The 25,821-nt window shown below is 45.5% G+C and carries 26 protein-coding genes, 4 tRNA genes and 1 pseudogene; 9 read left to right on the forward strand and 22 right to left on the reverse strand.

All coding sequences use genetic code 11. The annotated features are described in order from the left end of the window. Positions 1-2: 2 nt before the first annotated feature. From walR to dnaB, 8 genes are all read right to left on the reverse strand, one after another. On the reverse strand, positions 3-710 hold the full coding sequence (walR, locus tag NYE42_RS20055) for a cell wall metabolism DNA-binding response regulator WalR (protein WP_004393104.1): 708 nt from the start codon (positions 708-710) through the stop codon (positions 3-5). A gap of 337 nt (positions 711-1,047) precedes the next feature. After that, positions 1,048-1,120 (reverse strand) — tRNA-Phe (locus NYE42_RS20060). A gap of 36 nt (positions 1,121-1,156) precedes the next feature. After that, positions 1,157-1,233: transfer RNA gene (locus NYE42_RS20065), tRNA-Asp, on the reverse strand. Between the two features lie 84 nt (positions 1,234-1,317). Further along, a tRNA-Glu gene (locus tag NYE42_RS20070) sits at positions 1,318-1,389 on the reverse strand. A gap of 8 nt (positions 1,390-1,397) precedes the next feature. Next, positions 1,398-1,473, reverse strand: a tRNA-Lys gene (locus tag NYE42_RS20075). Between the two features lie 202 nt (positions 1,474-1,675). Beyond that, on the reverse strand, positions 1,676-2,968 hold the full coding sequence (locus tag NYE42_RS20080; RefSeq protein ID WP_151295874.1) for an adenylosuccinate synthase: 1,293 nt from the start codon (positions 2,966-2,968) through the stop codon (positions 1,676-1,678). Positions 2,969-3,206: 238 nt separating this feature from the next. Further along, positions 3,207-3,620, reverse strand: a complete 414-nt coding sequence (locus NYE42_RS20085; RefSeq protein WP_199022274.1) for a VOC family protein — start codon at positions 3,618-3,620, stop codon at positions 3,207-3,209. Between the two features lie 117 nt (positions 3,621-3,737). After that, entirely contained in the window at positions 3,738-5,102 is a 1,365-nt protein-coding gene (gene dnaB / locus NYE42_RS20090) for a replicative DNA helicase (RefSeq protein ID WP_004393100.1), read from the reverse strand. 170 nt (positions 5,103-5,272) lie between these two features. Between dnaB and NYE42_RS20095 the strand changes: the two genes are divergently transcribed. After that, a complete protein-coding gene (locus tag NYE42_RS20095) occupies positions 5,273-5,470 on the forward strand; it encodes a DUF2188 domain-containing protein (protein ID WP_025285570.1) in 198 nt (65 codons plus the stop codon). 30 nt (positions 5,471-5,500) lie between these two features. Here NYE42_RS20095 and NYE42_RS20100 read toward each other — a convergent pair whose 3' ends face one another. Continuing rightward, entirely contained in the window at positions 5,501-5,710 is a 210-nt protein-coding gene (locus tag NYE42_RS20100) for a hypothetical protein (RefSeq protein ID WP_015418617.1), read from the reverse strand. Positions 5,711-5,828: 118 nt separating this feature from the next. Between NYE42_RS20100 and NYE42_RS20105 the strand changes: the two genes are divergently transcribed. Both NYE42_RS20105 and NYE42_RS20110 read left to right on the forward strand, forming a co-directional pair. Further along, positions 5,829-5,972, forward strand: coding sequence for a YycC family protein (locus tag NYE42_RS20105; protein WP_014306172.1), 144 nt, complete (start codon positions 5,829-5,831; stop codon positions 5,970-5,972). Between the two features lie 91 nt (positions 5,973-6,063). Next, positions 6,064-6,309: pseudogene (locus NYE42_RS20110) on the forward strand (hypothetical protein); the annotation flags it as partial. Positions 6,310-6,388: 79 nt separating this feature from the next. Here NYE42_RS20110 and NYE42_RS20115 read toward each other — a convergent pair. The 10 genes from NYE42_RS20115 to NYE42_RS20160 form a co-directional block, all read right to left on the reverse strand. Then, positions 6,389-7,681 carry a glycosyltransferase family 4 protein gene (locus NYE42_RS20115; protein WP_158185984.1) on the reverse strand — a complete coding sequence of 431 codons (1,293 nt, stop codon included), beginning with the start codon at positions 7,679-7,681 and terminating at the stop codon, positions 6,389-6,391. 22 nt (positions 7,682-7,703) lie between these two features. After that, entirely contained in the window at positions 7,704-8,759 is a 1,056-nt protein-coding gene (locus NYE42_RS20120; protein ID WP_007407905.1) for a phosphotransferase, read from the reverse strand. Further along, positions 8,752-9,939: an ATP-grasp protein gene (locus tag NYE42_RS20125; protein ID WP_015418621.1), complete on the reverse strand. Its 1,188-nt coding sequence runs from the start codon at positions 9,937-9,939 to the stop codon at positions 8,752-8,754. The genes NYE42_RS20120 and NYE42_RS20125 overlap by 8 nt, the downstream gene beginning before the upstream one ends. After that, on the reverse strand, positions 9,929-11,263 hold the full coding sequence (locus NYE42_RS20130) for a glycosyltransferase family 4 protein (protein WP_095352482.1): 1,335 nt from the start codon (positions 11,261-11,263) through the stop codon (positions 9,929-9,931). Before NYE42_RS20130 ends, NYE42_RS20125 begins: the two co-directional genes overlap by 11 nt. Beyond that, complete coding sequence (locus NYE42_RS20135) at positions 11,260-11,916, reverse strand: PIG-L deacetylase family protein (protein WP_032866867.1); 657 nt, start codon at positions 11,914-11,916, stop codon at positions 11,260-11,262. The genes NYE42_RS20130 and NYE42_RS20135 overlap by 4 nt, the downstream gene beginning before the upstream one ends. 87 nt (positions 11,917-12,003) lie before the next feature. Continuing rightward, positions 12,004-12,702, reverse strand: a complete 699-nt coding sequence (locus NYE42_RS20140) for a kinase (RefSeq protein WP_079891422.1) — start codon at positions 12,700-12,702, stop codon at positions 12,004-12,006. Between the two features lie 6 nt (positions 12,703-12,708). Beyond that, entirely contained in the window at positions 12,709-13,158 is a 450-nt protein-coding gene (gene rplI / locus NYE42_RS20145) for a 50S ribosomal protein L9 (protein WP_007407910.1), read from the reverse strand. Then, positions 13,155-15,134: a DHH family phosphoesterase gene (locus tag NYE42_RS20150; protein ID WP_007407911.1), complete on the reverse strand. Its 1,980-nt coding sequence runs from the start codon at positions 15,132-15,134 to the stop codon at positions 13,155-13,157. Before NYE42_RS20150 ends, rplI begins: the two co-directional genes overlap by 4 nt. 30 nt (positions 15,135-15,164) lie before the next feature. After that, the gene (locus NYE42_RS20155) at positions 15,165-16,100 is read right to left on the reverse strand and encodes a DUF2232 domain-containing protein (RefSeq protein WP_007615002.1); all 936 of its coding nucleotides are present in this window, start codon (positions 16,098-16,100) and stop codon (positions 15,165-15,167) included. A gap of 243 nt (positions 16,101-16,343) precedes the next feature. Then, positions 16,344-16,496, reverse strand: coding sequence for a hypothetical protein (locus NYE42_RS20160; protein ID WP_004393059.1), 153 nt, complete (start codon positions 16,494-16,496; stop codon positions 16,344-16,346). Between the two features lie 133 nt (positions 16,497-16,629). On the opposite strand from NYE42_RS20160, the gene NYE42_RS20165 reads away from it, so the two are divergent. Next, positions 16,630-17,115 (forward strand): spore coat protein, encoded by a 486-nt coding sequence (locus tag NYE42_RS20165; protein ID WP_007407913.1) that lies wholly within the window; start codon positions 16,630-16,632, stop codon positions 17,113-17,115. A gap of 36 nt (positions 17,116-17,151) precedes the next feature. Here the strand turns inward: NYE42_RS20165 and NYE42_RS20170 are convergent, their stop codons facing one another. Further along, the gene (locus NYE42_RS20170; protein ID WP_007615010.1) at positions 17,152-17,523 is read right to left on the reverse strand and encodes a winged helix-turn-helix transcriptional regulator; all 372 of its coding nucleotides are present in this window, start codon (positions 17,521-17,523) and stop codon (positions 17,152-17,154) included. A gap of 206 nt (positions 17,524-17,729) precedes the next feature. Here NYE42_RS20170 and NYE42_RS20175 point away from each other — a divergent pair, with 206 nt between their 5' ends. From NYE42_RS20175 to NYE42_RS20195, 5 genes are all read left to right on the forward strand, one after another. Next, positions 17,730-18,659 (forward strand): manganese-dependent inorganic pyrophosphatase, encoded by a 930-nt coding sequence (locus NYE42_RS20175; RefSeq protein WP_004393053.1) that lies wholly within the window; start codon positions 17,730-17,732, stop codon positions 18,657-18,659. A gap of 183 nt (positions 18,660-18,842) precedes the next feature. After that, a complete protein-coding gene (locus tag NYE42_RS20180) occupies positions 18,843-19,760 on the forward strand; it encodes an EamA family transporter (protein ID WP_332888649.1) in 918 nt (305 codons plus the stop codon). Positions 19,761-20,107: 347 nt separating this feature from the next. Further along, entirely contained in the window at positions 20,108-21,529 is a 1,422-nt protein-coding gene (locus tag NYE42_RS20185; RefSeq protein WP_015240964.1) for a glycoside hydrolase family 68 protein, read from the forward strand. 61 nt (positions 21,530-21,590) lie between these two features. Beyond that, positions 21,591-23,147 (forward strand): glycoside hydrolase family 32 protein, encoded by a 1,557-nt coding sequence (locus NYE42_RS20190; protein WP_105322169.1) that lies wholly within the window; start codon positions 21,591-21,593, stop codon positions 23,145-23,147. 79 nt (positions 23,148-23,226) lie between these two features. Beyond that, complete coding sequence (locus tag NYE42_RS20195) at positions 23,227-23,889, forward strand: GntR family transcriptional regulator (protein WP_007409865.1); 663 nt, start codon at positions 23,227-23,229, stop codon at positions 23,887-23,889. A gap of 77 nt (positions 23,890-23,966) precedes the next feature. Here the strand turns inward: NYE42_RS20195 and NYE42_RS20200 are convergent, their stop codons facing one another. Beyond that, on the reverse strand, positions 23,967-24,476 hold the full coding sequence (locus NYE42_RS20200; RefSeq protein WP_015240966.1) for a DinB family protein: 510 nt from the start codon (positions 24,474-24,476) through the stop codon (positions 23,967-23,969). 50 nt (positions 24,477-24,526) lie between these two features. Then, positions 24,527-25,744, reverse strand: coding sequence for an MFS transporter (locus NYE42_RS20205; RefSeq protein WP_327942052.1), 1,218 nt, complete (start codon positions 25,742-25,744; stop codon positions 24,527-24,529). Positions 25,745-25,821: the final 77 nt, after the last annotated feature.

Consider the following 25,821-nt stretch of genomic DNA (forward strand, 5'->3'; position numbering starts at 1 on the left):
GGTTAGTCCTGTTCAGGGTTTCTCAAGTAATAACCGACACCCCGTCTTGTGACGATCCAGTTCGGATGGCTCGGATTATCCTCGATTTTCTCACGGAGACGGCGCACTGTTACATCCACCGTTCTCACATCACCGAAATAGTCATAGCCCCACACAGTCTGCAGCAGATGCTCACGCGTCATAACCTGTCCGATATGTTTGGCTAAGTAATGAAGCAATTCAAACTCACGATGAGTCAGCTCGATCGTTTCTTCTCTTTTTGATACGACATAAGCGTCAGGGAAGATGACGAGAGAACCGATATGAATGTCATTAGAAGCTGATTCTTCCTCAGCCGGCGCAACCGTAAGCTGGCGGCGCAGGTTCGCTTTGACGCGGGCCAGAAGCTCACGCGTGCTGAAAGGCTTCGTGACATAGTCATCCGCTCCGATTTCAAGCCCGATGACCTTGTCAATCTCCGAGTCTTTTGCCGTCAGCATAATAATCGGCATATCATATTTTTTCCGGACTTCCCGGCACACTTCAACTCCGTCTTTATTCGGAAGCATAATATCTAAAAGAATTAAATCAGGCTGAAGCTCCTCCACCATTTCCACGGCTTCGTTTCCGTCGTACGCACAATGCACGTCATAGCCTTCTTTTCTTAAATTAAACTCTAATATATCTGCAATCGGTTTTTCATCATCGACTACAAGGATTTTCTTATCCATCATCTTGATTTTCCTCCTGCCAGAATGACTTCATTTCATCTATTGATGTTTCATGATGATCACAATTCGGATCGTGAAAAACGTTCCCCGTCTATTATAACGGTTTCAGGTCAAAAGATAAAAAAATTAAAGAGAACAGCGCAAAAACGTATTGAACTGCCATCCTTTTGTCATGTTTTTTATTTTCTTTTAAAAAATAATATTTTTTTGAAACCTCACGAAAAAAAACGCCGTCTAGTGTTTGACGTCTTCTTCTGGGCCGGCTGAAAAGCCGGCTCTCCCTTTTTTTATAACAAAAGAAAAAACGCACCTACTATTGCAGATGCGTTTGGGTAAGTGGCTCGGGACGGAATCGAACCGCCGACACACGGATTTTCAGTCCGTTGCTCTACCAACTGAGCTACCGAGCCAGATGTTTCTTTTCTATACTATAAAGTAAAGTAAAATGGCGGTCCGGACGGGACTCGAACCCGCGACCTCCTGCGTGACAGGCAGGCATTCTAACCAACTGAACTACCGGACCTTACAGTAATTTGTCCGGAGAGCCGTATCGTGGCGGCCCTCCGAGGACAAATAAGGAGTTAGCAATAACGCTAAAGTAAATCAATGACCCGTACGGGATTCGAACCCGTGTTACCGCCGTGAAAGGGCGGTGTCTTAACCGCTTGACCAACGGGCCATAAAAAGTGGTGAGCCATGAAGGACTCGAACCTTCGACCCTCTGATTAAAAGTCAGATGCTCTACCAACTGAGCTAATGGCTCCTGATGTGTCGGATTATGTATCATAGAGCATTCAGACAAAAGCTTTCTTGCAGTACTCTATTGAAGCTGTTCCGTAACAACGAGATTTATAATATCATAGAACATTCGAAAGTGGCAACTACTTTTTTGAAAAAAATCTATTATTTTTTTCCTGCATAAAAAAACAAGCCTCCGTGACCGGAGGCTTGTTTGCTGCAAATTCTTAGTTAGCGCGGTATACACTGCGGATGACGTTCGTTTGTGAACGGTCGGGACCGACAGAGAAAATAGAAAGCGGAATACCTGTCAGCTGAGATACGCGTTCCAGATAATGGCGCGCATTTTCAGGAAGATCGCTTAATGTTTTTGCGCCTGTGATATCTTCCGTCCAGCCAGGCATTTCTTCATATACCGGTTCACACTCTGCGAGAGCTTTCAGACTTGCCGGGAATTCTTCAATCACTTCACCTTTGTAGCGGTAAGCGACACAGATTTTCAATGTTTCAATGCCAGTCAGCACATCGATTGAGTTCAGAGAAAGATCTGTGATTCCGCTGACGCGGCGGGCATGGCGGACAACAACGCTGTCAAACCAGCCGACACGGCGCGGACGGCCTGTCGTTGTGCCGTATTCGCGTCCGACTTCACGGATTTGATCCCCGATTTCATCTTTCAGCTCAGTCGGGAAAGGACCGTCACCGACACGGGTTGTGTACGCTTTAGATACACCGACGACGTGCTGGATTTTTGTCGGGCCTACGCCTGAACCGATCGTCACCCCTCCGGCGACCGGGTTGGATGAAGTGACAAACGGGTATGTCCCTTGGTCGATATCAAGCATAACCCCTTGAGCGCCTTCAAATAAAACGCGGCGGCCTTCATCCAGCGCGTCATTCAGGACGACGGATGTATCGCATACATACTTTTTAACCTGCTGGCCGTATTCATAATACTCATCCAGAATATCTTCAATTTTGAAGCCTTCCGTTTCATACATTTTTTCAAGCAGACGGTTTTTCTCTTCAAGGTTCCGTTCAAGCTTTTCTGCAAACACATCACGATCTAACAGGTCTGCGATCCGGATGCCGATCCGCGCCGCTTTGTCCATATAAGCAGGTCCGATGCCTTTTTTCGTTGTGCCGATCTTATTGGCCCCTTTGCGTTCTTCCTCTACTTCATCCAGTTTCAGATGGTATGGAAGAATGACGTGGGCTCTGTTGCTGATTCTCAAGTTATCCGTGCTCACATTGCGTTCATGAAGATACGCAAGCTCCGTTACGAGCGCTTTCGGATCAACAACCATTCCGTTCCCGATGACACACGCTTTTTCTTTATAAAAAATTCCTGATGGGATTAAATGAAGCTTGTACGTGACGCCATCAAACTTGATGGTATGTCCTGCATTGTTTCCGCCTTGATAACGTGCGATCACTTCTGCATTTTCTGATAGGAAATCTGTAATTTTACCTTTTCCTTCATCGCCCCACTGCGTACCTACTACGACTACTGAAGACATATATCCGTGCACCTCCGTTAACCTTTCAAAACGATATCTCATTCAAACAAATTAAGTGTATCAGTGCCGAAACAGAAAGTCAATCGTAAATCCGAACATTTAAATCTTATCAATCTATATTTGTTCGCCTTAAACATGATTAAAAGCGTTTTCTCTTTCTTTTGCTATCTATTACTCCCGAAACTTTCATGCTTTAACAAGAAAAAGAGCCCGTAATCAGGGTTCTTCAGACAGTCACTTATATGCCGCTTGTATTCATCAGGACAACCCGCCAGCCGTCAGGATCTTCGATGGTCACGCCTTTTTCTTCCCAGTACGGGTTTTCGGGTGCTTTCTCCTCATATCCCATCTGCTTTAATTTCGTGCTGATGCGGATGACCTCCTGCTGATCCTGGATGTAAAAGACAAGCAGGCTGTCGCCGTGCGGAACGGGCGCCGGCTGAGACGCGCCGGTTTCTTCGGTGAATTCTAAGTGATATTGCGTATGGGGCAGGCCGAACATGACGCCGCTGTAGCCCTCATGTCCGGAAAAACTGCCGACCCTCTTCAGCCCGAGTCCCTCTTCATAAAACCTGATGATTTCTTTGAGCTGTCCGGTCGGCCGGGCAATCCGGATTTGCGCCGCTTGAAATTGCGGAAATTCAATTGCCATCATCATCCCTCCCTTAATGCCATTATATAAAAGCGCTTTCCTTTTTTCGTCTGCCGAACGGACGGCATTCTTTCATTCTTTCGGTTGAAAAAAAGCCTCAAGACATTGCTTGAGGCTTTACGCACCTGCCGGAACACCGCCGTCATCAAAGCGCCTTTCCAGGTTTACGAACTTATTGTATTCTTTCACAAAAGCCAGTGAGACGGTGCCCACCGGGCCGTTACGCTGTTTGGCAATAATGATTTCGATGATGTTTTTGTTTTCGGATTCTTTATCATAGTAATCATCACGATACAGGAAGGCGACGATGTCGGCATCCTGCTCAATACTTCCCGACTCACGGATATCTGACATCATCGGACGTTTATCCTGCCGCTGCTCAACACCCCGGGAGAGCTGAGACAGGGCGATGACCGGGACTTCAAGCTCCCGCGCCAGCGCTTTTAGCGCCCGTGAAATTTCCGATACCTCTTGCTGGCGGTTGTCGCTTGAACGGCCGCTTCCCTGAATGAGCTGCAAGTAGTCAATTAAAATCATGCCCAATCCGTTCTCCTGCTTCAGTCTGCGGCATTTTGAACGGATTTCGCTGACGCGGATGCCGGGGGTGTCATCTATAAAGATACCGCTGTTTGACAGGCTTCCCATCGCCATCGTCAGCTTGCCCCAATCTTCTTCCGTCAGATTTCCCGTTCTGAGATTTTGGGCATTAATATTCCCTTCAGCGCAGAGCATACGCATGACAAGCTGCTCGGCACCCATCTCAAGACTGAATATCGCGACGCTCTCATCCGTTTTGGTGGCCACGTTTTGCGCAATATTTAAGGCGAATGCCGTTTTCCCCACAGACGGACGGGCCGCGACAATGATCAAATCATTCCGCTGAAACCCCGCCGTCATCCGGTCAAGCTCAATAAAACCAGTCGGAATCCCGGTAATATCGCCTTTCCGGTTGTGAAGCTGCTCAATGTTGTCGTATGTTTGCACAAGCACGTCTTTGATATTTTGGAAGGCGCCCGAATTTTTTCGCTGCGCGACCTCCATAATCGTTTTTTCCGCATCGCTTAATAAATCTTCAACTTCATCCTCGCGCGTATACCCGTCTTGAGCGATTGAGGTCGCCGTTCTGATTAAACGGCGGAGAATGGATTTTTCCTCAACGATTTTCGCGTAATATTCTATATTAGCCGCTGTCGGAACCGAATTCGCGATGTCCGTCAGGTAAGAGACGCCTCCCACCTCTTCTAACAAATCGGTATTCGCAAGCTCTGACGTTACCGTGACCAAATCAACCGGTTCACCGCGGTCTCCGAGCACGAGCATGGCATTGTAAATTTTTTGGTGTGACATTCTGTAAAAATCATCCGGAATCAACACTTCAGAAGCCAGTGTTAACGCAGACGGCTGTAAAAAAACAGCACCTAACACGGCCTGCTCAGCTTCTATGTTTTGCGGCGGCAGCCGATCATTCAGAAGGTCTGTCATGCTAAGCACCGTCCTCTCCTTAAAAAATATCCAAACTCCATTTTACCATTTCTCAAGAAAAAGAATAGAAAAACATCATTTTCCCTGTATTTGTCAGACAGCGGCTGCGTGTTTCACCATTCCGAATGCTGGGAAACAAATAAATAAATCGAAACCAGGAGGTAAGAAGGATGAAAACATATGCAGTAACACCCAGTATTGATGCGGACGGATGGTTTGTGAAGGTGGAAAATGTGGCGCCGACGGCTCTTTATACATCAAAGGACGCGGCGATCGAGAAAGCGGAGCAGACGGCTAAAGAGAACAGCCCGTCTAAGCTTGTCATTTATGATCAGCATAAAAACATTGAAGAAGAACGGTCCTTTTAAGAAAAGCCTTCGCCCGAGTGAGGGCTTTTCTTATTCGATGAAACGGATGTGCAGCACCGTCTGCGCCATGAGATCGGCCGTTTTTTGATACAGCTCCCATTCTTCACAGGCGGCGAATACTTTCATCATGTCCTGCAATGTCTGTTTCAGTATGATAAATTCGTCAATTGTCCGCAGTTCTGCGGCTTTTTTCTGATAATCAGCCAGCTTCAGCTGTAATAACATCAATGGCGATTGCATAAAAAACCTCCCCCATTCTGTTATAAAGCCCCGCTTTTCAAACCTCCATTCCTTTGTCATATCCTCTTACGATAGATTTCTGATTTTAGTACAATAAAGAAACGGAAGGAGTGATCACATGAAACCGCTGCAAATTTCCGCCGAAACGGCGCAAAAGCTCGCAGAATCACTGAATATGCCGCTTGAGAGAATCATGCACATGCCTCAGCACATTCTGCTTGCCAAATTAGCTGAAATCCAAAAAGAGAACGATCACAAATAAAGGCTGCTCTCTCATATATATGTGCGGGAGGCGGAAGTGATGGCTTTCCGCCTCTTTTTTCGCGGAGAAAATTTTGGTAAAACGTTCTTTGAACGGAACCGATCCGATTTTAACCGTCTCACAGCTGAAAAAACTTGTTGACGAAGGAAAAGTGAAACATTTCTTATTATCCGGAAACAATTCAGGCAACACAAAGCTTGTCTCATGGATGAAAAAGAACGGCACAAAAATCTCAGCTGACCGATACAGCACCGGAAAAACAAGCTCAGCCCGGCAAGGAATGACAGGCGGCCCGGGCGGACAAAGTCAGCAGACTCTGTATGAGATGAAAAAATAGTTCGGAAAGAGGCTGGATAGTTAAACGCCGGCCTCTTTATTTTGCTCTTGAAGCACCTGCCATGCGGCGCCGGTATCATTCAGAAAAATGATTGATAAATCCTTTCTATTTTTGAAACCATCAGTTCCTGACGCAGATGCCGGCCGGCATAGGAGCGCGCTTCTTTTCCAAGCCGTTCCCTGAGAGACTGATCCGTAATCAGCATTACGAGAGCATCAGCAAGTTCGCGGCTGTTGCCGGGCTGACAAATAAGCCCTGTGTCCTCATGCCGGATCATCTCAGGGATTCCTCCGCAGTCAGTTGCGACAATGGCTTGACCTGAGAACATCGCTTCGATGATCGCTATAGGGAAATTATCATTCAATGTCGGCAGGACAAATATAGATGATTCAGCCAAAAGCGCCGGCACATCACGTCGTTTTCCGAGGAAAAACACATTTGAGAGGCCCAGTTTCCGTCTCTTCTCTTCCAGAAACCCTCTCATGTTTCCGTCTCCGATGATCCATATATCAACTCCGGATAAATGGTGCCGGATGCGGGCGAGAGCGTCCAGCAGCACATCATGTCCTTTTCGCTCGGTCAGACGGGAAACGCACGCGATCACGAGCTTTTCAGCACGTTTTGACTCAGGGGCACCCTGAAGGTGAATACCGGTATGAACAGTCTTCAGCTGGGCCTCCTTCGCTCCGTACTCCAGCAAGGGCTCGTGAAAGGAGTCGCTGATTGTAATGATTTTATCCGAAGCCCGAATACCCTGCCTTTCTATTTCACTGAAATATGCCTCTTCTATTGAACCCTTTTGGATTTTATGAAACTTCATCCGGCTTTTCGTAAAATGTCCGTGCGGCGTGAAAAAAAGAGGACGCTGGTACGTTTGATTAAGGTATCCCAGCAAAAATACCGCAAATAAATCCTGCGCGTGAAACAGGTCATATTGTTCTAAGTCTTTCTCCTTCAAAAATCTTTGAAAGACATGTAAATAGCTGAGATTCTTCACAAACTTTTCGTTTACGGCGCCGTATCTGCCAACAAGAAACGCTCTGATCTCGTCAGCGGCCCGCGGGATATCTTCCTGAAAAAAAATTGGCGGCATTTGGAGCGGCGAGATGACATCCGCCTGATGACCGATGCGCTCAAAACCCGTCTTAATTGATGTGATATAACTCGCCAACCCTCCGACATTCGGGTAACGGAGAAAGGTTGCGTACAGAATACGCAATGGCTTTTTTCGTTTGTGGGAGCTTTTTCCTTCCGCACAGAACGAATACAGCATCTCTGGCTCACCTTGATGTTCGATCCCGTAAAATTGATCCATGACGCGCAATAAGGCTAGAGGCACCAGACCGTTCGGCTTGCCGATCTCTTCTTTCAAATCCGCTCCCCCTCTCTCAAACTTATAATCCTAATTCCCGTCCCCATTTTGACACTTTGTCAACATGATACGGCAGCAGTTCTCCTCCCCGATTGTCGAAGATTCTCCGCAATTGGGTATGAAGCCCTTTTTCAAGTGTTCTCTGCAAATAAGCCATTTTATAAAGCGTCATAGGAGGGGTCTGAAAATGAATGCCCCGCTTTTTCATTTCTTTCGTATACACTTTTACGCAATACGTCCGAATATCTTCTGCGTGCCGGCTCCAATCTTTTCTGAAGCCAAGCAGAATTTCAACCAGCACCGTCATATCAAACCAAACCGGCGCGTATTTTGCGGATTCCCAATCGATGAATTGAATATCCCACGGTTCATGCCCGGACGCATCGTGGGTGCAGATATTCTGCATATGAAGATCACCGTGTGTGATGGCTGAGCCGTTTTGTATCAATTCAGGGAAAAAATCCGGCTCCTCCTGCTCAAGCAAGTTTGTGATTTGCCGATAATGAGGCTTCACGATATCTTTTGTGCGCTCATCTTTAAGAGCCCTATCCAATAATTCCGCTGTCTTTTTGATCTGCTTTTTACGCCCTTTTCTCATGGTTTCCGATTCATATACCGGCAGCCACGACCGCCATTTACCGTCAGAAATATTCTTGTTTTCAAAGGTGCGGCTGTGCAATTCTGCGACAGACGGAATAATATACTTGAAATGCTTCGGGTGAAATGTAAGCTGTCCCCTGATCTGGCTGACAAACTCCATAAATATCCACGTTTCATGGTCACTTTCTTCTATAAGATAGATGTCCGGCAGCAAATCCCCTAAAACGGAACGGGCTTTCCCGTATATATTAATCTCGACCTTATTTTTTTCACGGGAAGATTTATATACCTTCAATATCAGCGGAACAGTTCCGGATTTTTTCTTTACAAACAGTTTATAAATGGCGCTTCTGTCCGTCGATTTCAGGCATGTGATGTCATCCGGATTCACCGCAGCCCTTTCACCGAACGAATACGACAGTTTTTCGTCAATTCTCAGTTTTTGAAATGCGCCATACAAAAGATCCTTTTCATACATGCCGATCTTCCTTCCGCTTCCGTTTCCAGCTGTTTTTGAGATGAGACCAAGTGTTTCTGATAAATGGCATCGGGTCATTCCAAGCAAAAAGAGCGTACTCTTTTTTTCCTTTACACCCTTTCCAAAAATCCCGGAACGTCATTTCTCCTCTTTTTCGTTTCTTCAAAAACGTTAAGAAATAACGCACCTCATAAATCCAGTTGATTCCGTCTTTTTGTTCGAGCTGGGGCTTCACATGTTGTCCGGTCAAATACAGATAGTACATGTAAACGAAATGAACGCCTGCCGGTTCTGTCAGGCTATGGCTGAGCCAAAAGCGCGGATTAATTTCGATAAACTTGTAAACATTGTCCCGGGGATCCTTTTTAAATTCCGCCATGCCTACTCCCTTCAGCTGAATCGCTTCAAAAAACGGCAGGGTCTTCTCGATTAAATCAGGAAGCCGTTTGCTGACGACGTGGGCCCCCGCGCCAAAATCTGCAGGGAATTGATGGTTCTTTTGCAGAGAGAATAGGCCCATTAATTTCATTTGGTCATCATAAAAAGTGGCGACTTTATAAAAACACTGGTTGTCTCCGGGGATGATCTCCTGCACGAGCAGTTCTCCATTTTCTCTGTAGGAGCTGAACTCCTTGCGCAATTGTGCGGCATCCTTCATTACAATTGCTTTTTTGTTTACTTTTTTTCTGTATTCATGGCCGGCCACCGGTTTTAAAATACACGGGAAGTCAATATTGGCGATGGCCTCTTCCAGCTCATCCCGGTTGTTCGGAAAAAAGGTTTTCGGGCAGGGGATGTGATGCTTGACCGCTAATTCATATGCTTTGCTTTTATCTAAGACCGTTTCTAACAGAGAGCGGCTCGGGAGCAAAAACAAAAAAAAGCCGGCTAATGTCTCGCGGAATTTAGATATAAATCCCGCATAATCATCAGATCCTGCGTACAGAACCGGCTTTGCTTGGAATCGCTTCCCGAAATCAGTCAGAAATGTCAGCAGTTCTTCCTCTTGTGTTAAAGGGCTGGGACATATCCCGCAATCTGCCAACCTTGATTTTCCGATACGATAAGGTCCCTCCGTGTCAAACGCGTAAACATCGATTCCTCTTCGGGCCAGGCTGCGAATGATCCCAATCCCGTTTGCACTGAAATCAAGTACAACGGCTGCATGTTCATGTTTCATGATCTCCCTCCGAGCTGTTGGTATTTTGATAAATCGATTCGATATTTTTTATCATCGTCTCACTGCTTAAATATTTCTCTGCGTAGGCCTTTGCGTTTGAAGCAGCTATCTTCCGCGCAGATTTGTTAGTGATAAAAAACGCTAAAGCCCGGGCAAGAACCTTTGCATTTCCCGGCTCGACAATAAGCCCCGTTTTGTTATGGCGGATCAGATCCGGAATACCCCCGCAATCGGTCGCGATGATAGCCGAGCCGCTGAACATCGCTTCAATAATCGAAATAGGCAGACTATCATTAATGGTCGGCAGTACGAATATGTCCGTCACATTCAAAATAGCGGGAACATCATCTCTTTTTCCTAAAAAGGAAACCATAGATAGATTCAGTTTTCGAGCCTGTTCCTCTAAGGCGCTCCTCATCTCTCCGTCGCCCGCGATCAGCACTTCAACATGCTCAAGTACATCAGATGGAATTCTCGAAAGTGCGTCCAGTAAATATTTGTGACCTTTTCTCGGGCCTAATCTTGCAATACACGAGATGATGATCTTATTTTTCGGTACCGGGGTTTTTCTTTTCCCGCCTGTTTTTGCATCGTAATCGATTCCTGTAATCACCGTTGTCATGTCTTTCTGTTCGGCTCCGAGCTTCATAAGCGGGCTGCGGAACGTATCGCTGATAATAATCAGGCGATCTGCGTATTCAATGGCTTTCATCTCTAGTTTTTTATAATAAAACTCTTCTACCGATCCTTTTTTAAAGATGTGAAATTTAAGTCTGTTGAAAGTAAACATGCCATGCGGTGTAAAAAATAAAGGTTTCTTATAGATTTGATTGAATCTGCCTAATATATTGGCTGTAAATAAATCTTGTGCATGAAACACATCATATTTTTCCAGATGAATCTTTTGAAGCATTTGCTCGTATATAAACATCAGCCGATTATTCTTCAAAATATGATCACTGTAATCCCCATATCTGTCACTAAAGAAATCTTTTAATTTCGGAACAACATCCGCCCGCAGTTCTTTTACCTGTGCGGACGGAAACAGATTAGGGGATATGACATCCACCTTATGACCTCTCTTTTTCAGGCCTTCACTAAGCGTTTTAATATAGTTTGATAAACCGCCCGTGTGCGGGTAGTCCCAAAACGTGGCAATCAAAATGGATAACTTCTGTTTTTTTCCGTATAATCGCGGAATATGATGTGCATTTTTCATCTGAGTCTTTACCGCCGTCTTTTTTCGCGGGCGCGTTTTGACCCCGTAGTAGCGGTCAAGCGTCTGGACCATATACGGATAGGGGACGGAAAATGTCTTGATCATTTCCAGATCCTCCGCACGACTTCAAAAGCTTCAGCGTATTCCACACCCGCCGTCATCCCTCTGACTTTTCCTAAATGTTTTACGCCTTCATATGAACGGGGATGAGGGTAATCCCTCATTTCTACGTCATAGTGGTGAAGCGCCGCGAGTTTGGCATCCATTGTGTCTGTGATGTTAACGAAGTAATTAGGCTTGAAGAGTTTATCAGCCGTATTCCTCTCCCACTCGCTTGAAGATAGCGTTTCAAACGTAAGCAGTTCGATAGGCTTTTGATTCGGAAGCGGTCTGGCGGCTGTTAAAACTGCTTGGAATGTTCTCTGGTGGTCCATATTGATATCGCCGTAATGATGTGTAAAGATTTTATCAGGCTGATAGACGCGAATGAGCTGCTCTAATTCTTTGACAAGCTTATGAAGAGGGATACATTCCAGCTCTAAATTCGTATGCTCCAAAAAGATGACTTTCTCAATTCCAAGCTCTTGATTCGCGCGTTCGCCTAATTGTTTAATATGATGAGCTTCTTCTTTTCTTCCTAATGCCGTAATAATGGAAATTACTTTATATCCTTCATTGATCAGCCGTTTTATGGTGCCCGCTGATCCCAATAGTTCATCATCGGGATGAGCGCCGATAACCATAATGTATTCTGCCATTTTTTCCACACTCCACCAAACAAATGTTACAAATATCATATGACGACCCTACAAAAAGGAAACTTACATGTGCGGATTTTCAGAAACTTACATGTGCGGCTGCCATTCCAGGTAACGTGACGGATTTAATTTTTTTATAGTGTTCAAAAACTCATCCGCCAAGCCGTATTTGTCCAGTCCTTTTAATAGTTTTACGGGAAACCGGGTAATGGCGGAAAAAGCTCTTTTATGGTCGATGACCTTAAGATTTCCGTGTTCGTTGATCAGAATGTGCCTGATTTCGGCATCCCATCTGGTAAAACCGATTCTTTTTAATTCATCCAGCATATTTAAAATATCAGCAGTCAGTTTGACGGACAGGGATTTTTCTTGTTTGATATGGCGGGCAAGAGAGGTGCCTTGGACATATTCCATCACAATATAACGATCTCCGTATTCATACAGTCTTGGAATCACCGGGGAACCTTGTCCGGTCTTTAAAGCTGCCAATTCCTTTTTGCATGTCCCTTTTTCAAAGAAGTATTTTACGCATTTGTTGTGTGTTAAGCGATAGACTTCCCCGTCTTTTCCATCACCGATCAGCGGATAGTGCTCCAGCGCCTTTTTATTCTCCGGATTATTAAAATATGTTTCAGAAAAAAATCGTTTCATACCGACACATCCTTCGTTATGATGTAATATAATATGCAATCTGGTGATGATCGGAAATGAAACAATCTCATCATTTTCTTGCGCTGCGCCGTCTGCTGACATGAAAAAAACCCGCCGGATCGGCGGGTTTTTCATTGTGTATTACGCTTCTTCTTTTACGTGAACCTTCAGCACAGCCTGAACTTCAGGGTGCAGCTTTACAGGAACGTTTGTATATCCCAGTGTGCGGATACCGTCTTGGAGCTCCAATTTCCGTTTATCCACTTTAATCTTATGCGTTTTTTGCAGCGCTTCTGCAATCTGTTTGCTTGTGACAGATCCGAATAGACGGCCGCCTTCACCGGATTTGGCACTCAGCTCAACAGTCAGCTGTTCAAGCGTTTCTTTCAAATCTTTGGCTCTTTCAAGCTCGGCAATCGCTTCTTTTTTCTCTTTTTCTTTCTGTCCTTTCAATGCGCTGATGTTTGTCGCATTTGCTTCGACAGCGAGGCCTTTTTTAATGAGAAAGTTATGTGCATAACCGTCTGCTACGTTTTTCACTTCGCCTTTTTTTCCTTTACCTTTTACATCTTGTAAGAAAATAACCTTCATCTCTGAACGCCTCCCTCAAAATATTCATCAATGGCTTCCTTCAGCCGGACGAGCGCTTCTGAGACAGAAATGCCCGATAACTGGGTTGCCGCATTGGTTAAATGCCCTCCGCCATCCAGCGCCTCCATAATAATCTGCACATTGACCTCGCCCAGCGATCTCGCACTGATGCACACCGTATGCTCATCCCGTCTGGCTACCGCAAATGAAGCTTCCACTTCACTCATCGATAAGAGGGAATCAGCCGCCTGCGCAATCAGCACCTGGTCAAAGTACTCCTCTTCGTTCTCAGGAAGAGAAGCAATCGCGATATGTTCTTTATAAAGAGACGTATGCTGGATCAGCTTCGCCCGCTTGATATAAGAACCGACCGATTCTTTGAGAACTTTCTGCACCAGAACCGTATCTGCGCCTTTCGCTCTCAAATAAGAAGCGGCGTCGAACGTCCGCGAGCCCGTGCGAAGGGAAAAGCTCTTCGTATCCACTATTATACCAGCTAACAGGGCCGTCGCTTCAATCATATTGATTTTGAGCCGCTTCGGCTGGTATTCAAGCAGCTCCGTCACGAGTTCTGCGGTGGATGAAGCATATGGCTCCATATAAACGAGCAGCGGGTCTTTAATAAATTCCTCGCCTCTGCGGTGGTGGTCAATCACAACGATGTGCTCGATTTTGTTCACGAGACGCTCTTCCATCACAAGGGATGGTTTATGTGTATCAACGACGACAAGCAACGTGTCGTCATTTGAAATTTCCATCGCCTCTTCCGGCGTGATGAACCGCGACCACAGCTCTTCATATTTTTTAATTTCTTCAATCAGACGCTGAACACTTGATCCGATCTGGTTCGGATCAATGACGATGTAGCCTTCTTTGCCGTTGGCCTGCGCCACCTTCAATATTCCGATTGCGGCTCCGACTGCGTCCATATCAGGAAATTTGTGCCCCATGATAATGACATTGCTGCTTTCTGAGACAATTTCCTTGAGCGCGTGAGAAATCACCCGGGCGCGCACCCTTGTGCGCTTCTCCATCGGATTCGTTTTGCCGCCGTAAAATTTCACCTTGCCGTTCGGCATTTTGATCGCCACTTGGTCGCCTCCGCGGCCGAGAGCCAAATCGAGGCTGGACTGCGCCAGATCTCCAAGCTCCTTCAAGGAAGAAACCGATGCGCCGATCCCGATGCTGAGGGTCAAAGATACAGTGTGAACGGATGTTTTTTCTCGGATTTCATCCAAAATCGAAAATTTCGCGTTTTCAAGCTCCGTTAAAATGTGTTCATTTAACACCGCGATAAACCGCTCCGAGGACGTCCGTTTCAGGAAAATGCCGTACTCCTGCGCCCACGCATTTAATAATGAGGTGACCTGGCTGTTCATCGTGCTTCTCGTTTGGTCGTCCAGCCCCTGTGTGACGTCATCATAGTTATCTAAGAAGATATATGCCAGCACGGTTCTCTCATTTTCGTACTGCTTTTCAATCTGAATCTGTTCTGTCACATCAAAGAAATAAAGCAGGCGCTCATCTCTTTTAATCACTACTTTAAACTTCCGCTCATTCAAGGTGATCGTTTCCGAATCGACCTCCTGCTTGATCAGCGGCACGACGGCCTCGCATGTGTCATACAGCGAGCGTCCGACGAGCGTGCTTTCATTAAAACAGGAAGACAAAAACGGATTCGCCCACTCAATGTAATATTGATCATTAAACAGCATAATCCCGATAGGCATTTCCATTAATGCCTCTTCGCCTACTTTTTTCAATCTATACGATAACGTGGAGATATAATCGTCAATTTCTTTTCTGATCAGAGAATCCGCACGCTTAATGAAAAACAAGATCACGGCGAGCAGCACAACGCCGATGGCTCCTATCAGCCAGTTAAAGTAAATGCTGATGAGAATTATGATGATTGACAATGCAATCAATGCATAGATGGGATACCGAAACAACGGTTTTTCATAAAAACTAGGCATTTCTATCAACTCCCCACCTGTAAGTCACACTCAATTTCGCGTCACCTTATTTCTTATGTTAAAGCCTATGTCAATGATGCCTAAGAGGAGATACACGGACAAGATGAGCGGAAAAAGCACCCCCAGCACAATTGCTAATACAGGAACGGCTTTCGGCATCTCCATTTCGCGGCAATAGAAAAAAATAAACGCTAATCCTTGAATACAAATCAGCAAGCTGAGAATAAATCCCCCATTCAATGAAACCGAATACAGCATATGCCCTTTTTCTAAAGGCAGAAACCCTAATATCGTCACAATAAAATACAGAATGACAACGCTTTGCGGGAGTTTGAGCTCTCTAAAAGGCTTCATCTTCGGAAGATCAGGGGAAAATCGCCGTAAAAGCGGCCTTGCCATAGCATAACTGAGGAAAGAAAAAACGATGCCGGTCAATACGAGCACTGTCGGAAAAAGATATTGAACCGTGCTCAGCTGACTTTCCATCAGCTTGATCTGCTTCCCGAACTGGTCTCCGTAACCGAGCTGTTTTGACATGGTATCAGCCACAGACAGCGACTCCCGAAGCTGGGACATGGTGGTATCAACCACATTCATATTAAGAAACACGATGCTGACCACAAAAAAAACGACGCCGCACAGCACATACGCCATAGCGCCGGCAGCAACCGCATAGCCGGGCTGTTTCTTTTTAAAATAATATCCCATGGCGATTCCCGTACAGGCCGCCGTAAAAGCGCCTGTAAGCCCGGTAAACGAACTTACAATAAAGCTGACAGGAAGGCTGGCAAGCCCCATCCATACCCCGGGCTTCAGACCGTGCCGAATGGTGTAAAGAATGATCGGCAGCGGCAAAGCAAAGAGAAGAATTGCCCCCAGTAAAGGGAGGTACACGACCAAAAGGGAAATGATTGCAAAAATACTGATCAAAATGGCGCCTTCTATTAGAGCCCTTGTATTTTTCACTTACTCACCTCAAACCTTGTATCATTCGAACATACGAATAGAAAAGAGCAGCTTAGACGACTGCTCTTTTGACGCCGCAATGTCTCTTTCAAGACCTGAATTTTCCATAAACTCTCCAAAATACACGTATATATTTTAACATAAGTCGAAATCGCAAGTAAAATGAGCGCGGACAGCCGCAATGTTCCATGTGAAACATGAAAACAGACAAACGGACATCCTAGTGAAAGAATGCCCGTTGTATCAGTGATCCTGATCATCCATGAAACCAGAAGTATCTCTGTTTTTCTTTTTGGTTTTTCGTACATATAACAAGACGATAACGATAAGTAAGAGAGTGGTCGCCTGCAAAACCCCGCTGCTGAAAAGGAAGAAGTTCTTTATCATGTCCCACATATAGTTTCACCTCTATTTCGTATTTCCTTTACATTGAGTTTCCCTTTCTGGAAACTTCAAAACATCAGGAACAACATCGGGACCGGGGCATATGCTGAAAGTGAAAATGAAGGATAAAGGAGATTCTTACACCATGACTGAGCGGAGAACATTAGCATGGCATGAAACGTTAGAACTGCATGAGTTAGTAGCTTTCCAGGCAAACGGACTTGTGAAATTAAAAAGAACAGAGCGGGACGTAAGCGATGCCAGATTAAAACAGCTTTACAGATTTTCCATCCATTCGCTGGAACAAAATCTGCGTGAACTGCTTCCTTTCTTCCCTGAAGCTCCCGCTTTTCGTGAGGATGAAACAGAAGAGCGCGCTGATTCCTCCTTTTACAGCGGCGGCCTGCTCATTCTGGCCAAAACATCTGTCCGCAATTATGCCGGAGCCATTACAGAGACGGCCACACCTCAATTAAGACACGTCTTCGTCAAGCACTTAAACGCGGCCATCAAGTGGCACCAAATGGTCTTTGAGTATATGGAAGAACGGGGTCAATATCCGGCTTACAACCTGAGCGAATTGCTGAAAAATGATGTACGCAATGCCAGAAAAGCCATCGCGATGAAATAAAAAAAAGCAGCAAGGAATTTAATCCTTTGCTGCTTCTTATTTTTGAGCGGACTGATCTTGAGGAGACGTTTTTTCCCGGTATGCCTCGAGAAACTCCCGGTTGGCATCTCCCCATTTCTTCATTTGCAAAACGATCGGTTCCAGCGACCTGCCGAATTCGGTAAGAGAATACTCCACCTTTGGAGGCACCTGCTGATATACCTCCCGATGCACGATGCCGTCCGCCTCAAGCTCGCGAAGCTGAAGCGTCAGCATACGTTGCGTAATGCTGGGGCAAATGCGCCGAAACTCATTAAACCGCTTTTTTCCGCCGATCATATGATAAAACAAAATACCCTTCCACTTTCCGCCGATAACGGAAAGCGTCAGTTCAACCGGACAACCTTCTTTATTCGGATATATGTTCATTTTTCATCCTCCATAGTACCTTTTTTGATACTATATGCTGATTAGCATCTGACTTACCCAGTATTTTACTCGCAACCCTCCCCACCTCTCAACAAAAATGCTTCTTTTTCACATCAATTTTTAAGGTTTTGAAGATTACACCCTCCTCAAGACGTGTTAAACTATAAAAAGATTGTTTACACTACAAAAAAGGACAAGGAGTTATTATGGAAAAAATTCTTATTTTCGGACATCAAAACCCAGACACAGATACCATTTGCTCTGCCATTGCCTACGCTGATCTAAAAAATAAACTCGGCTTCAATGCTGAGCCCGTCCGCCTCGGACAAGTCAACGGCGAAACACAATACGCGCTTGATTATTTCAAGCAGGAAAGCCCGCGTTTGGTGGAAACAGCCGCAAACGAAGTAAACGGCGTCATCCTTGTTGACCACAATGAACGCCAGCAAAGCATCAAGGATATCGAAGACGTTCAGGTTCTTGAAGTTATCGACCACCACCGTATCGCCAACTTCGAAACAGCGGAACCTCTTTACTACCGTGCTGAGCCGGTCGGCTGTACGGCTACGATCTTAAACAAAATGTACAAAGAAAATAACGTGAAAATCGAGAAAGAAATTGCGGGCCTCATGCTGTCAGCAATCATTTCCGACTCTCTGTTATTTAAATCTCCGACTTGCACGGAGCAAGATATCGCAGCGGCAAAAGAGCTTGCTGAAATTGCCGGCGTAGATGCGGAAGAGTACGGCTTAAACATGCTGAAAGCGGGCGCCGACTTAAGCAAAAAAACTGTGGAAGAACTGATTTCTCTTGATGCGAAAGAGTTCACGCTCGGCAGCAAAAAAGTCGAAATCGCCCAAGTCAACACAGTTGATATTGAAGATGTTAAAAAGCGGCAGCCGGAATTAGAAGCGGCTCTTTCAAAAGTAATTGCTGAGAAGAACCTTGACCTGTTCCTTCTCGTGATTACGGATATTCTGGAAAACGATTCCCTTGCGCTTGCCATCGGTGATCAAGCGTCAAAAGTGGAAAAAGCATTCAACGTGACTTTAGAAAACAACACGGCTCTTTTAAAAGGCGTCGTATCCAGAAAGAAACAAGTCGTTCCTGTTTTAACAGACGCGATTGCAGAATAACCAACACACCCCGGAAACCCGCCGGGGTGTTTTTTTATTGCTCATTCATCAGACGGCCGTTTCGTAAGCGCTTTCCCCCGAAAATCATTTTGACGGAATTTAATATACAATATATAATATATCACATGGAGGACGTTCATTTCCTAATTATTGTTAGTTACTATCACAACGTCAGAATCGGGGGTGTCTATCCTGGAAAAACACGCTGCTCTTTCTTATTCACGAACAACAGGCATTTGGCTTGTGCTGACAGGAGCTATCTTATGGGGGGTCTCGGGAACGGTTGCCCAGTATCTGTTCCAGCACCGCCATTTTAATACAGAATGGCTGACTTCGGTGCGCCTTCTGGTGTCAGGGGCGCTTCTGCTCGGCATCGCGTACCGCAAAGAAAAAGGACGGATATGGGCTGTCTGGAAAGACAGACGGGACAGAATTCCCCTTCTTTTATTCGGGATTTTCGGAATGTTAGGCGTTCAATACACCTACTTCGCGGCAATTGAGTACGGCAACGCAGCCGCTGCTACCGTTCTTCAGTATTTAGGGCCAGCGATCATTACATGCTTTTTAGCGATTCGCGCAAAGAGAATTCCTTCAGCAAAAGAGCTCCTCGCCGTCTTATTGGCGGTTGCCGGCACATTCATTTTGGTCACGCACGGGAATGTCGGAAGCCTGTCCATATCCGGTCTGGCCGTCTTTTGGGGCATCAGTTCGGCGTTTGCACTGGCGTTTTACACCCTTCAGCCGCATCGTCTGCTGAAGAAATGGGGATCGGCCATTATTGTCGGATGGGGCATGCTGATCGGCGGAGCCGCCCTCAGCTTGATCCGCCCGCCCTGGAAATTTGAAGGCGAGTGGTCCTTTCCTGCATATGCCGCGATCGTGTTTATCATCATTTTCGGAACGCTCATCGCTTTTTATTGCTACTTGGAAAGCCTGAAATATCTGAGTGCCTCTGAAACCAGCCTGCTCGCCTGTGCAGAGCCGCTGTCGGCAGCTTTTTTAGCTGTGATCTGGCTGCATGTTCCCTTCGGAATATCAGAATGGCTGGGTACTTTGCTGATTTTAGCCACCATCGCTTTATTATCTATCAAGCAAAAATAACCTCTCTTTTTTAGAGAGGTTTTTTCCTAGGCCCAGAGCACCCCATAGTCTCAATTACCCATATATTAAAAGGCCTTTTTTCATTTTACTATCATCCAAAAGAGGAAAATAGACCAGTTGTCAATAGAATCAGAGTCTAATAGAATGATGTCGACAAGTAAATCATGCAGGATTGTTACTGATAAAGCAGGCAAGACCTAAAATGTGTTAAGGGCAAAGTGTATTCTTTGGCGTCACCCCATACATATTTTAGGTCTTTTTTTCTGTAACAAACCTGCCATCCATGAATGCAGGAGGATCGAATCGGCAGGTCGCAAAAAAAGGTACATACAAAAGGAGACATGAACATGAACATCAAAAAATTTGCAAAACGAGCCACAGTTCTAACTTTTACGACTGCACTTCTGGCAGGGGGAGCGACTCAAGCCTTCGCGAAAGAAAATACCCAAAAACCTTACAAAGAAACGTACGGCGTCTCTCACATCACACGCCATGATATGCTGCAGATCCCTAAACAGCAGCAAAGTGAAAAATACCAAGTGCCTCAATTCGACCAATCAACAATTAAAAATATCGAGTCCGCAAAAGGACTGGATGTGTGGGACAGCTGGCCGCTCCAAAACGCTGACGGAACAGTAGCTGAATACAACGGCTATCACGTCGTGTTTGCTCTTGCCGGAAGCCCGAAAGACGCTGATGACACATCCATCTACATGTTTTATCAAAAAGTCGGCGACAACTCGATCGACAGCTGGAAAAACGCGGGCCGTGTCTTTAAAGACAGCGATAAGTTCGACGCCAATGATGAAATCCTGAAAGAACAGACACAAGAATGGTCCGGTTCTGCAACCTTTACATCTGACGGAAAAATCCGTTTATTCTACACTGACTTTTCCGGTAAACATTACGGCAAACAAAGCCTGACAACGGCGCAGGTAAATGTGTCAAAATCTGATGACACGCTCAAGATCAACGGAGTGGAAGATCATAAAACGATTTTTGACGGTGACGGAAAAACATATCAAAACGTTCAGCAGTTTATCGATGAAGGGAACTATACATCCGGCGACAACCATACGCTGAGAGACCCTCACTACGTTGAAGACAAAGGCCATAAATACCTTGTATTCGAAGCCAACACGGGAACAGATAACGGATACCAAGGCGAAGAATCTTTATTTAACAAAGCGTACTACGGCGGCAGCACAAACTTCTTCCGTAAAGAAAGTCAGAAGCTTCAGCAAAGTGCTAAAAAACGCGATGCTGAATTAGCGAACGGCGCCCTCGGCATCGTAGAATTAAACAATGACTACACATTGAAAAAAGTCATGAAGCCGTTGATCACTTCAAACACGGTAACTGATGAAATCGAGCGCGCGAATGTTTTCAAAATGAACGGCAAATGGTACCTGTTCACTGATTCACGCGGTTCAAAAATGACGATCGACGGTATTAACTCCAACGATATCTACATGCTTGGTTATGTATCAAACTCTTTAACAGGTCCTTACAAGCCGCTGAACAAAACTGGTCTTGTACTGCAAATGGGTCTTGATCCTAACGATGTAACGTTCACTTACTCTCACTTCGCAGTGCCGCAAGCCAAAGGCAACAATGTCGTGATCACAAGCTACATGACAAACAGAGGCTTCTTTGAGGATAAAAAGGCAACATTTGCGCCAAGCTTCTTAATGAACATCAAAGGCAAGAAAACATCCGTTGTTAAAAACAGCATCCTTGAACAAGGACAGCTTACGGTTAACAACTAATAACAACAAAAAGAAAATGCCGATACTTCATTGGCATTTTCTTTTATTTCTCAACAAGATGGTGAATTCAATCATGGCACGAAAATGGCCCGTTGTAATATTGATCTTTTTGGGTGCGTTCCTGTTTGTCGGCTTACTGCCGAACAAAAACCACAATTCCTCTGACACAAACACGGAGCATAAGAAAGATTACCGGGCGGCGTATCATTTTACGACCCCGGACAAATGGAAAAACGACCCTCAAAAGCCCATTTTTTTCGAGGGGAAATATCATTACTACTATCTTTATAATCGGGATTACCCGAACGGCAACGGCACAGAATGGCGGCACGCCGTATCAGAGGACTTGGTGCACTGGACAGACGAAGGCACGGCTATTCCGAAATACACCAACGAAAACGGCGATATATGGTCCGGTTCTGTCGTCATTGATAAACACAACACCGCGGGCTTCGGCAAAAACGCGCTGGTCGCCGTCACAACGCAGCCGACAGCCAAAACAAAAGCCCAGGAACAATATTTATGGTACAGCACGGACAAAGGAAAAACGTTTACTTCCTATAGTGATCAGCCCGTGATGAAAAATCCGGGAACTAAGGATTTCCGGGACCCGAAAGTGATCTGGGATGAACAGGATGACAAATGGGTGATGGCCATGGCCGAAGGCGAAAAAATCGGTTTTTATGAATCACTCGATTTAAAAAATTGGACATACACGGGCGGTTTTATCACTCAGCAGATCGGCCTCATCGAATGCCCCGACCTTTATATGATGCGTGCAGATGACGGAACACCCAAGTGGGTTCTGGGCGCAAGCGCAAACGGCAAACCCGCAGGCAAACCGAATACGTACGCGTATTGGACCGGAAACTTTGACGGGAAGGAATTTTCCGCCGATCAAGAAGAACCGCAATGGCTCGATTACGGCTTTGACTGGTACGGCGGCGTCACATTTGAGGACGGTAATAGCGAAGATCCGCTGACAAAACGCTATGCGCTGGCATGGATGAACAATTGGGATTATCCGAATGAAACACCGACACTAAAAAACGGCTTTAACGGCACGGATTCTATCGTCCGTGAAATCCGCCTTCAGCAGCAGGACGGCGGCACATACAGCCTTGTGTCAGAGCCGGTTGAAGCATTGAACCAATTAACCTCTTCAACTGACAGCATAGAACACAAACAGGTGAACGGTTCAGAGACACTGCCGATCAAAGGTGATACATATCAGCTTGATATGGATATCGCTTGGTCAGATATCAAAAATGCAGGCGTCAGACTCAGAGAATCAGCAGACCAAAGTCGGCATATTGATGTCGGTATTTCGGCAGAAGACGGCTATGCCTATGTGAACAGATCGTTTACAGACCAGCCTGATAAAACCGGTGCATACGCCGAAAGCAAAGCCCCATTTGACGGAAACAAAGGGCGCGTCCATCTGAAAATTCTCGTGGATAAAACAAGTATTGAAGTATTTGCAGACGACGGAAAAACCGTTTTGACAAATGAAGTGTTCCCAAAACACGAAGATCAGGGAATCACGCTCTTTTCTGAAGGCGGCTCCGCTGACTTTCAGCATATTGAGATGAAGCATCTCGGTTCGATTCATTCTTAGACGTCCCTCTTCATTTCTAACCAGCGCCCGGACTGTGGTAAAATGCAAATATGTATACTACGATTCATGAGGTGTTCCATTGGATAATCAAAACAAAGAACCTGTGCTGAAAAGAACCATCATGCGGGACGAAGTGTATCGCACACTCAGAAACTGGATCATAACGGGCAAGCTCAAACCGGAAACAAAGTTAAAGGACAAGGATTTGTCGGAAACATTGGGAATCAGCCGCACCCCGATACGGGAAGCCTTATTGCGGCTGGAAGATGACGGCTTGGTGATAACAAAAGCGAACAGATGGACGCTTGTCGCTCCGATTGAGTTAAAAGAAGCGGAAAACTTGTATTCCATCGTCTGGACGCTTGAAAAACTCGCATTGCAGCAAGCTCTCCCGCATGTGGACGATGCCGTGATTCAGGAATTGAAACAGCTGAATGAAAATCTTCTTCAAACAATGAAAGACGGCGATAAACTGGCCATCCTGGAAGCGGACAATGCATTTCACCATCGCATCATTCTGCTTGCGGACAACGCCGAACTTCACAAATTGCTAGTAAGCCTGAAAGTCAAAATTCAGAGAATGGAAATCCGCTATTTCAGTGAAAACGGCGCTTTAAACAGATCATATAATGAACACTCTGATATCATTCACGCATTAGAACAGCAAGATGCCGCCGCTGCTTTTACAGCGCTTGAAGCGAATTGGAAAAACAGTTTAGAACGGCTGCAGAACATGGCATAGCAAATAAAAAAGCCAAATCACTCATATGATTTGGCTTTTTTACGGATATCACAAGACAGCCGCGTTGGCTGTCTTGTTTACTTATTGTTTATATATAAATACATACCGTAATCCGTCGGCACAGAAGCATACCCCATCTGTCTGAGCATGGCTGTTATATTCCCGCGATGATACGTTCCGTGGTTCACAACATGGAGGATCATATCGGCCGCTGCGGTTTTCATGATGTCACCTGACGGATGCTCTATTTCAAGAGGGAGACTGATATTTTCTTCCTTTTGCAAAAATAATTGATACCGGTCTGATAATTCCGAGAACATATCTTCCAGCTCTTCTATCTCTTTAGACAAGATGTCCTCTTTTTGCTGTTCAGCTGATTTCAGGGTATCCTCCAGACGCTCTCCGGAGAACACATCAAACCACCCCTTATCCGACAGATACACATGAGTCAATACACCGGCTATCGACGGAAAGACACTTTGAATCTCCTTACGATACACATCCTCCGGAAGCTCTTTAAGCCGGGTGAATATTTGCTGATTTGCCCAAAGATGATAATCATACAATTGCAGTGCCAGATGTCCCACATTACCCTCTCCTCTCTCGATATAGAACGTACGTTCTTCATTATACTACACTACATGCGGCTTTGTACCATCTTCTTCATTCGCAGCTGAGAAAATCCGATAAAAGCCGAAATTAATAAGAGGAGGCCTGCGCCAATATAAATAAACCGCACGCCGAATACATCCGAGATAACCCCCGTTCCGATAATAGAAAACATAAAAATGAACTGAACTAAAGCTGATCTCGCCGCTAATATATTGACCCGTGTCTTTTCGGTCGTGATGTTTTGAAGGAATGTTTCCTGCGTGAGATCTCGTAATACACAAGCCGGCCCCATACACAGCACCAGAAAAAGGGCCGTAACGGCGCTTGTGATCAACCCATAAATAAACGTGAACATTCCATATGCCAAGGCTCCCGTCAGCATAAGCGGAATGAGATGATGCTGAAACTTACCGGATAACTTATAGATGATCAGTCCGCCGATCATCGTCCCTGCATAATAGACTCCGTTGACATACCCCCACCAAGCCTCTCCTTTATGAAGGACGTCATGCACATAAGTCAAGGACACAGACCCAATCCATATCATGCCTGCCCACGATTCGATCACATCCATCACAATGAGAACCCTGAGCTGTTTTTGCTGAAATAAATACACCCAGCCGCTTGCCGCATCTGCAAAAAGGGAACGTTCCCTGACTGCTGCCGGCGCACACAAGCGTACTTGAAGAAACAGAATGATGCCCAAAACCGAAGAAACCAATAACATGACAGTGACGATCATTGTATCGCTCTCTCCCAAGAACGCTATGATGACGCCGCCCAGAGACCACCCCGCAAACTGAACGGTCTGATCCGCCGCAGATAATAAACCGTTCGCTTTCGCCCTTCGATCAGGAGGAATGATTTCCCCAATCAGTGCGCTTTTTATCGGAGCAAACCATCCGTTGCAAAAAGAAATGCCTCCGATCAGACAAAACAGCAGTAAAAAGAATGCGGTCGAACCGGTTTGGATGACAAAAAACAAACAGACTAACAGTGTGATCTGTATCAATTGAGAACTGATTAACAAAGACCGAAGCGTGAACCGGCCGGTGACCAGCGGCAAAACGGCGCTGCCCAATACGCGACATACAATGCTGACGAACGTCATAAGAGAGGCCATCGCCGTCGAACCGGTTTTTGTAAACAAAAACAAGATGACAGCCATCGTATAAAGTGAAAACCCCAAGTTGATAGCGGTCTGGCTGTATAAAATAGCGTAATACGCTCTCTTCATATTCATCTTCTCACTCCCTGATTATGTAAATCATACCATATTTGCTGATCAGCTCTCTTTTTTTAAAAAAGGTAGGTATGGAG

The organism is Bacillus sp. FSL K6-2865 (assembly GCF_040311405.1).
Taxonomy (GTDB): domain Bacteria; phylum Bacillota; class Bacilli; order Bacillales; family Bacillaceae; genus Bacillus; species Bacillus velezensis.

Excerpts from the sequence above, each read along its gene's own strand:
- NYE42_RS20150 (WP_007407911.1), bottom strand. The coding sequence starts at position 15,134 with ATGCCTAGTTTTTATGAAAAACCGTTGTTTCGGTATCCCATCTATGCA.
- NYE42_RS20170 (WP_007615010.1), bottom strand. The coding sequence starts at position 17,523 with ATGAACATATATCCGAATAAAGAAGGTTGTCCGGTTGAACTGACGCTT.
- NYE42_RS20130 (WP_095352482.1), bottom strand. The coding sequence starts at position 11,263 with ATGATCAAGACATTTTCCGTCCCCTATCCGTATATGGTCCAGACGCTT.
- NYE42_RS20205 (WP_327942052.1), bottom strand. The coding sequence starts at position 25,744 with ATGAATATGAAGAGAGCGTATTACGCTATTTTATACAGCCAGACCGCT.
- NYE42_RS20085 (WP_199022274.1), bottom strand. The coding sequence starts at position 3,620 with ATGGCAATTGAATTTCCGCAATTTCAAGCGGCGCAAATCCGGATTGCC.
- rplI (WP_007407910.1), bottom strand. The coding sequence starts at position 13,158 with ATGAAGGTTATTTTCTTACAAGATGTAAAAGGTAAAGGAAAAAAAGGC.
- NYE42_RS20135 (WP_032866867.1), bottom strand. The coding sequence starts at position 11,916 with ATGGCAGAATACATTATGGTTATCGGCGCTCATCCCGATGATGAACTA.
- NYE42_RS20140 (WP_079891422.1), bottom strand. The coding sequence starts at position 12,702 with ATGAAAAACCCGCCGATCCGGCGGGTTTTTTTCATGTCAGCAGACGGC.
- NYE42_RS20080 (WP_151295874.1), bottom strand. The coding sequence starts at position 2,968 with ATGTCTTCAGTAGTCGTAGTAGGTACGCAGTGGGGCGATGAAGGAAAA.
- NYE42_RS20160 (WP_004393059.1), bottom strand. The coding sequence starts at position 16,496 with ATGTGGGACATGATAAAGAACTTCTTCCTTTTCAGCAGCGGGGTTTTG.
- walR (WP_004393104.1), bottom strand. The coding sequence starts at position 710 with ATGGATAAGAAAATCCTTGTAGTCGATGATGAAAAACCGATTGCAGAT.
- NYE42_RS20185 (WP_015240964.1), top strand. The coding sequence starts at position 20,108 with ATGAACATCAAAAAATTTGCAAAACGAGCCACAGTTCTAACTTTTACG.
- NYE42_RS20120 (WP_007407905.1), bottom strand. The coding sequence starts at position 8,759 with ATGTATGAAAAGGATCTTTTGTATGGCGCATTTCAAAAACTGAGAATT.
- NYE42_RS20100 (WP_015418617.1), bottom strand. The coding sequence starts at position 5,710 with ATGCAATCGCCATTGATGTTATTACAGCTGAAGCTGGCTGATTATCAG.
- NYE42_RS20125 (WP_015418621.1), bottom strand. The coding sequence starts at position 9,939 with ATGAAACATGAACATGCAGCCGTTGTACTTGATTTCAGTGCAAACGGG.
- dnaB (WP_004393100.1), bottom strand. The coding sequence starts at position 5,102 with ATGACAGACCTTCTGAATGATCGGCTGCCGCCGCAAAACATAGAAGCT.
- NYE42_RS20105 (WP_014306172.1), top strand. The coding sequence starts at position 5,829 with ATGAAACCGCTGCAAATTTCCGCCGAAACGGCGCAAAAGCTCGCAGAA.
- NYE42_RS20175 (WP_004393053.1), top strand. The coding sequence starts at position 17,730 with ATGGAAAAAATTCTTATTTTCGGACATCAAAACCCAGACACAGATACC.
- NYE42_RS20095 (WP_025285570.1), top strand. The coding sequence starts at position 5,273 with ATGAAAACATATGCAGTAACACCCAGTATTGATGCGGACGGATGGTTT.
- NYE42_RS20165 (WP_007407913.1), top strand. The coding sequence starts at position 16,630 with ATGACTGAGCGGAGAACATTAGCATGGCATGAAACGTTAGAACTGCAT.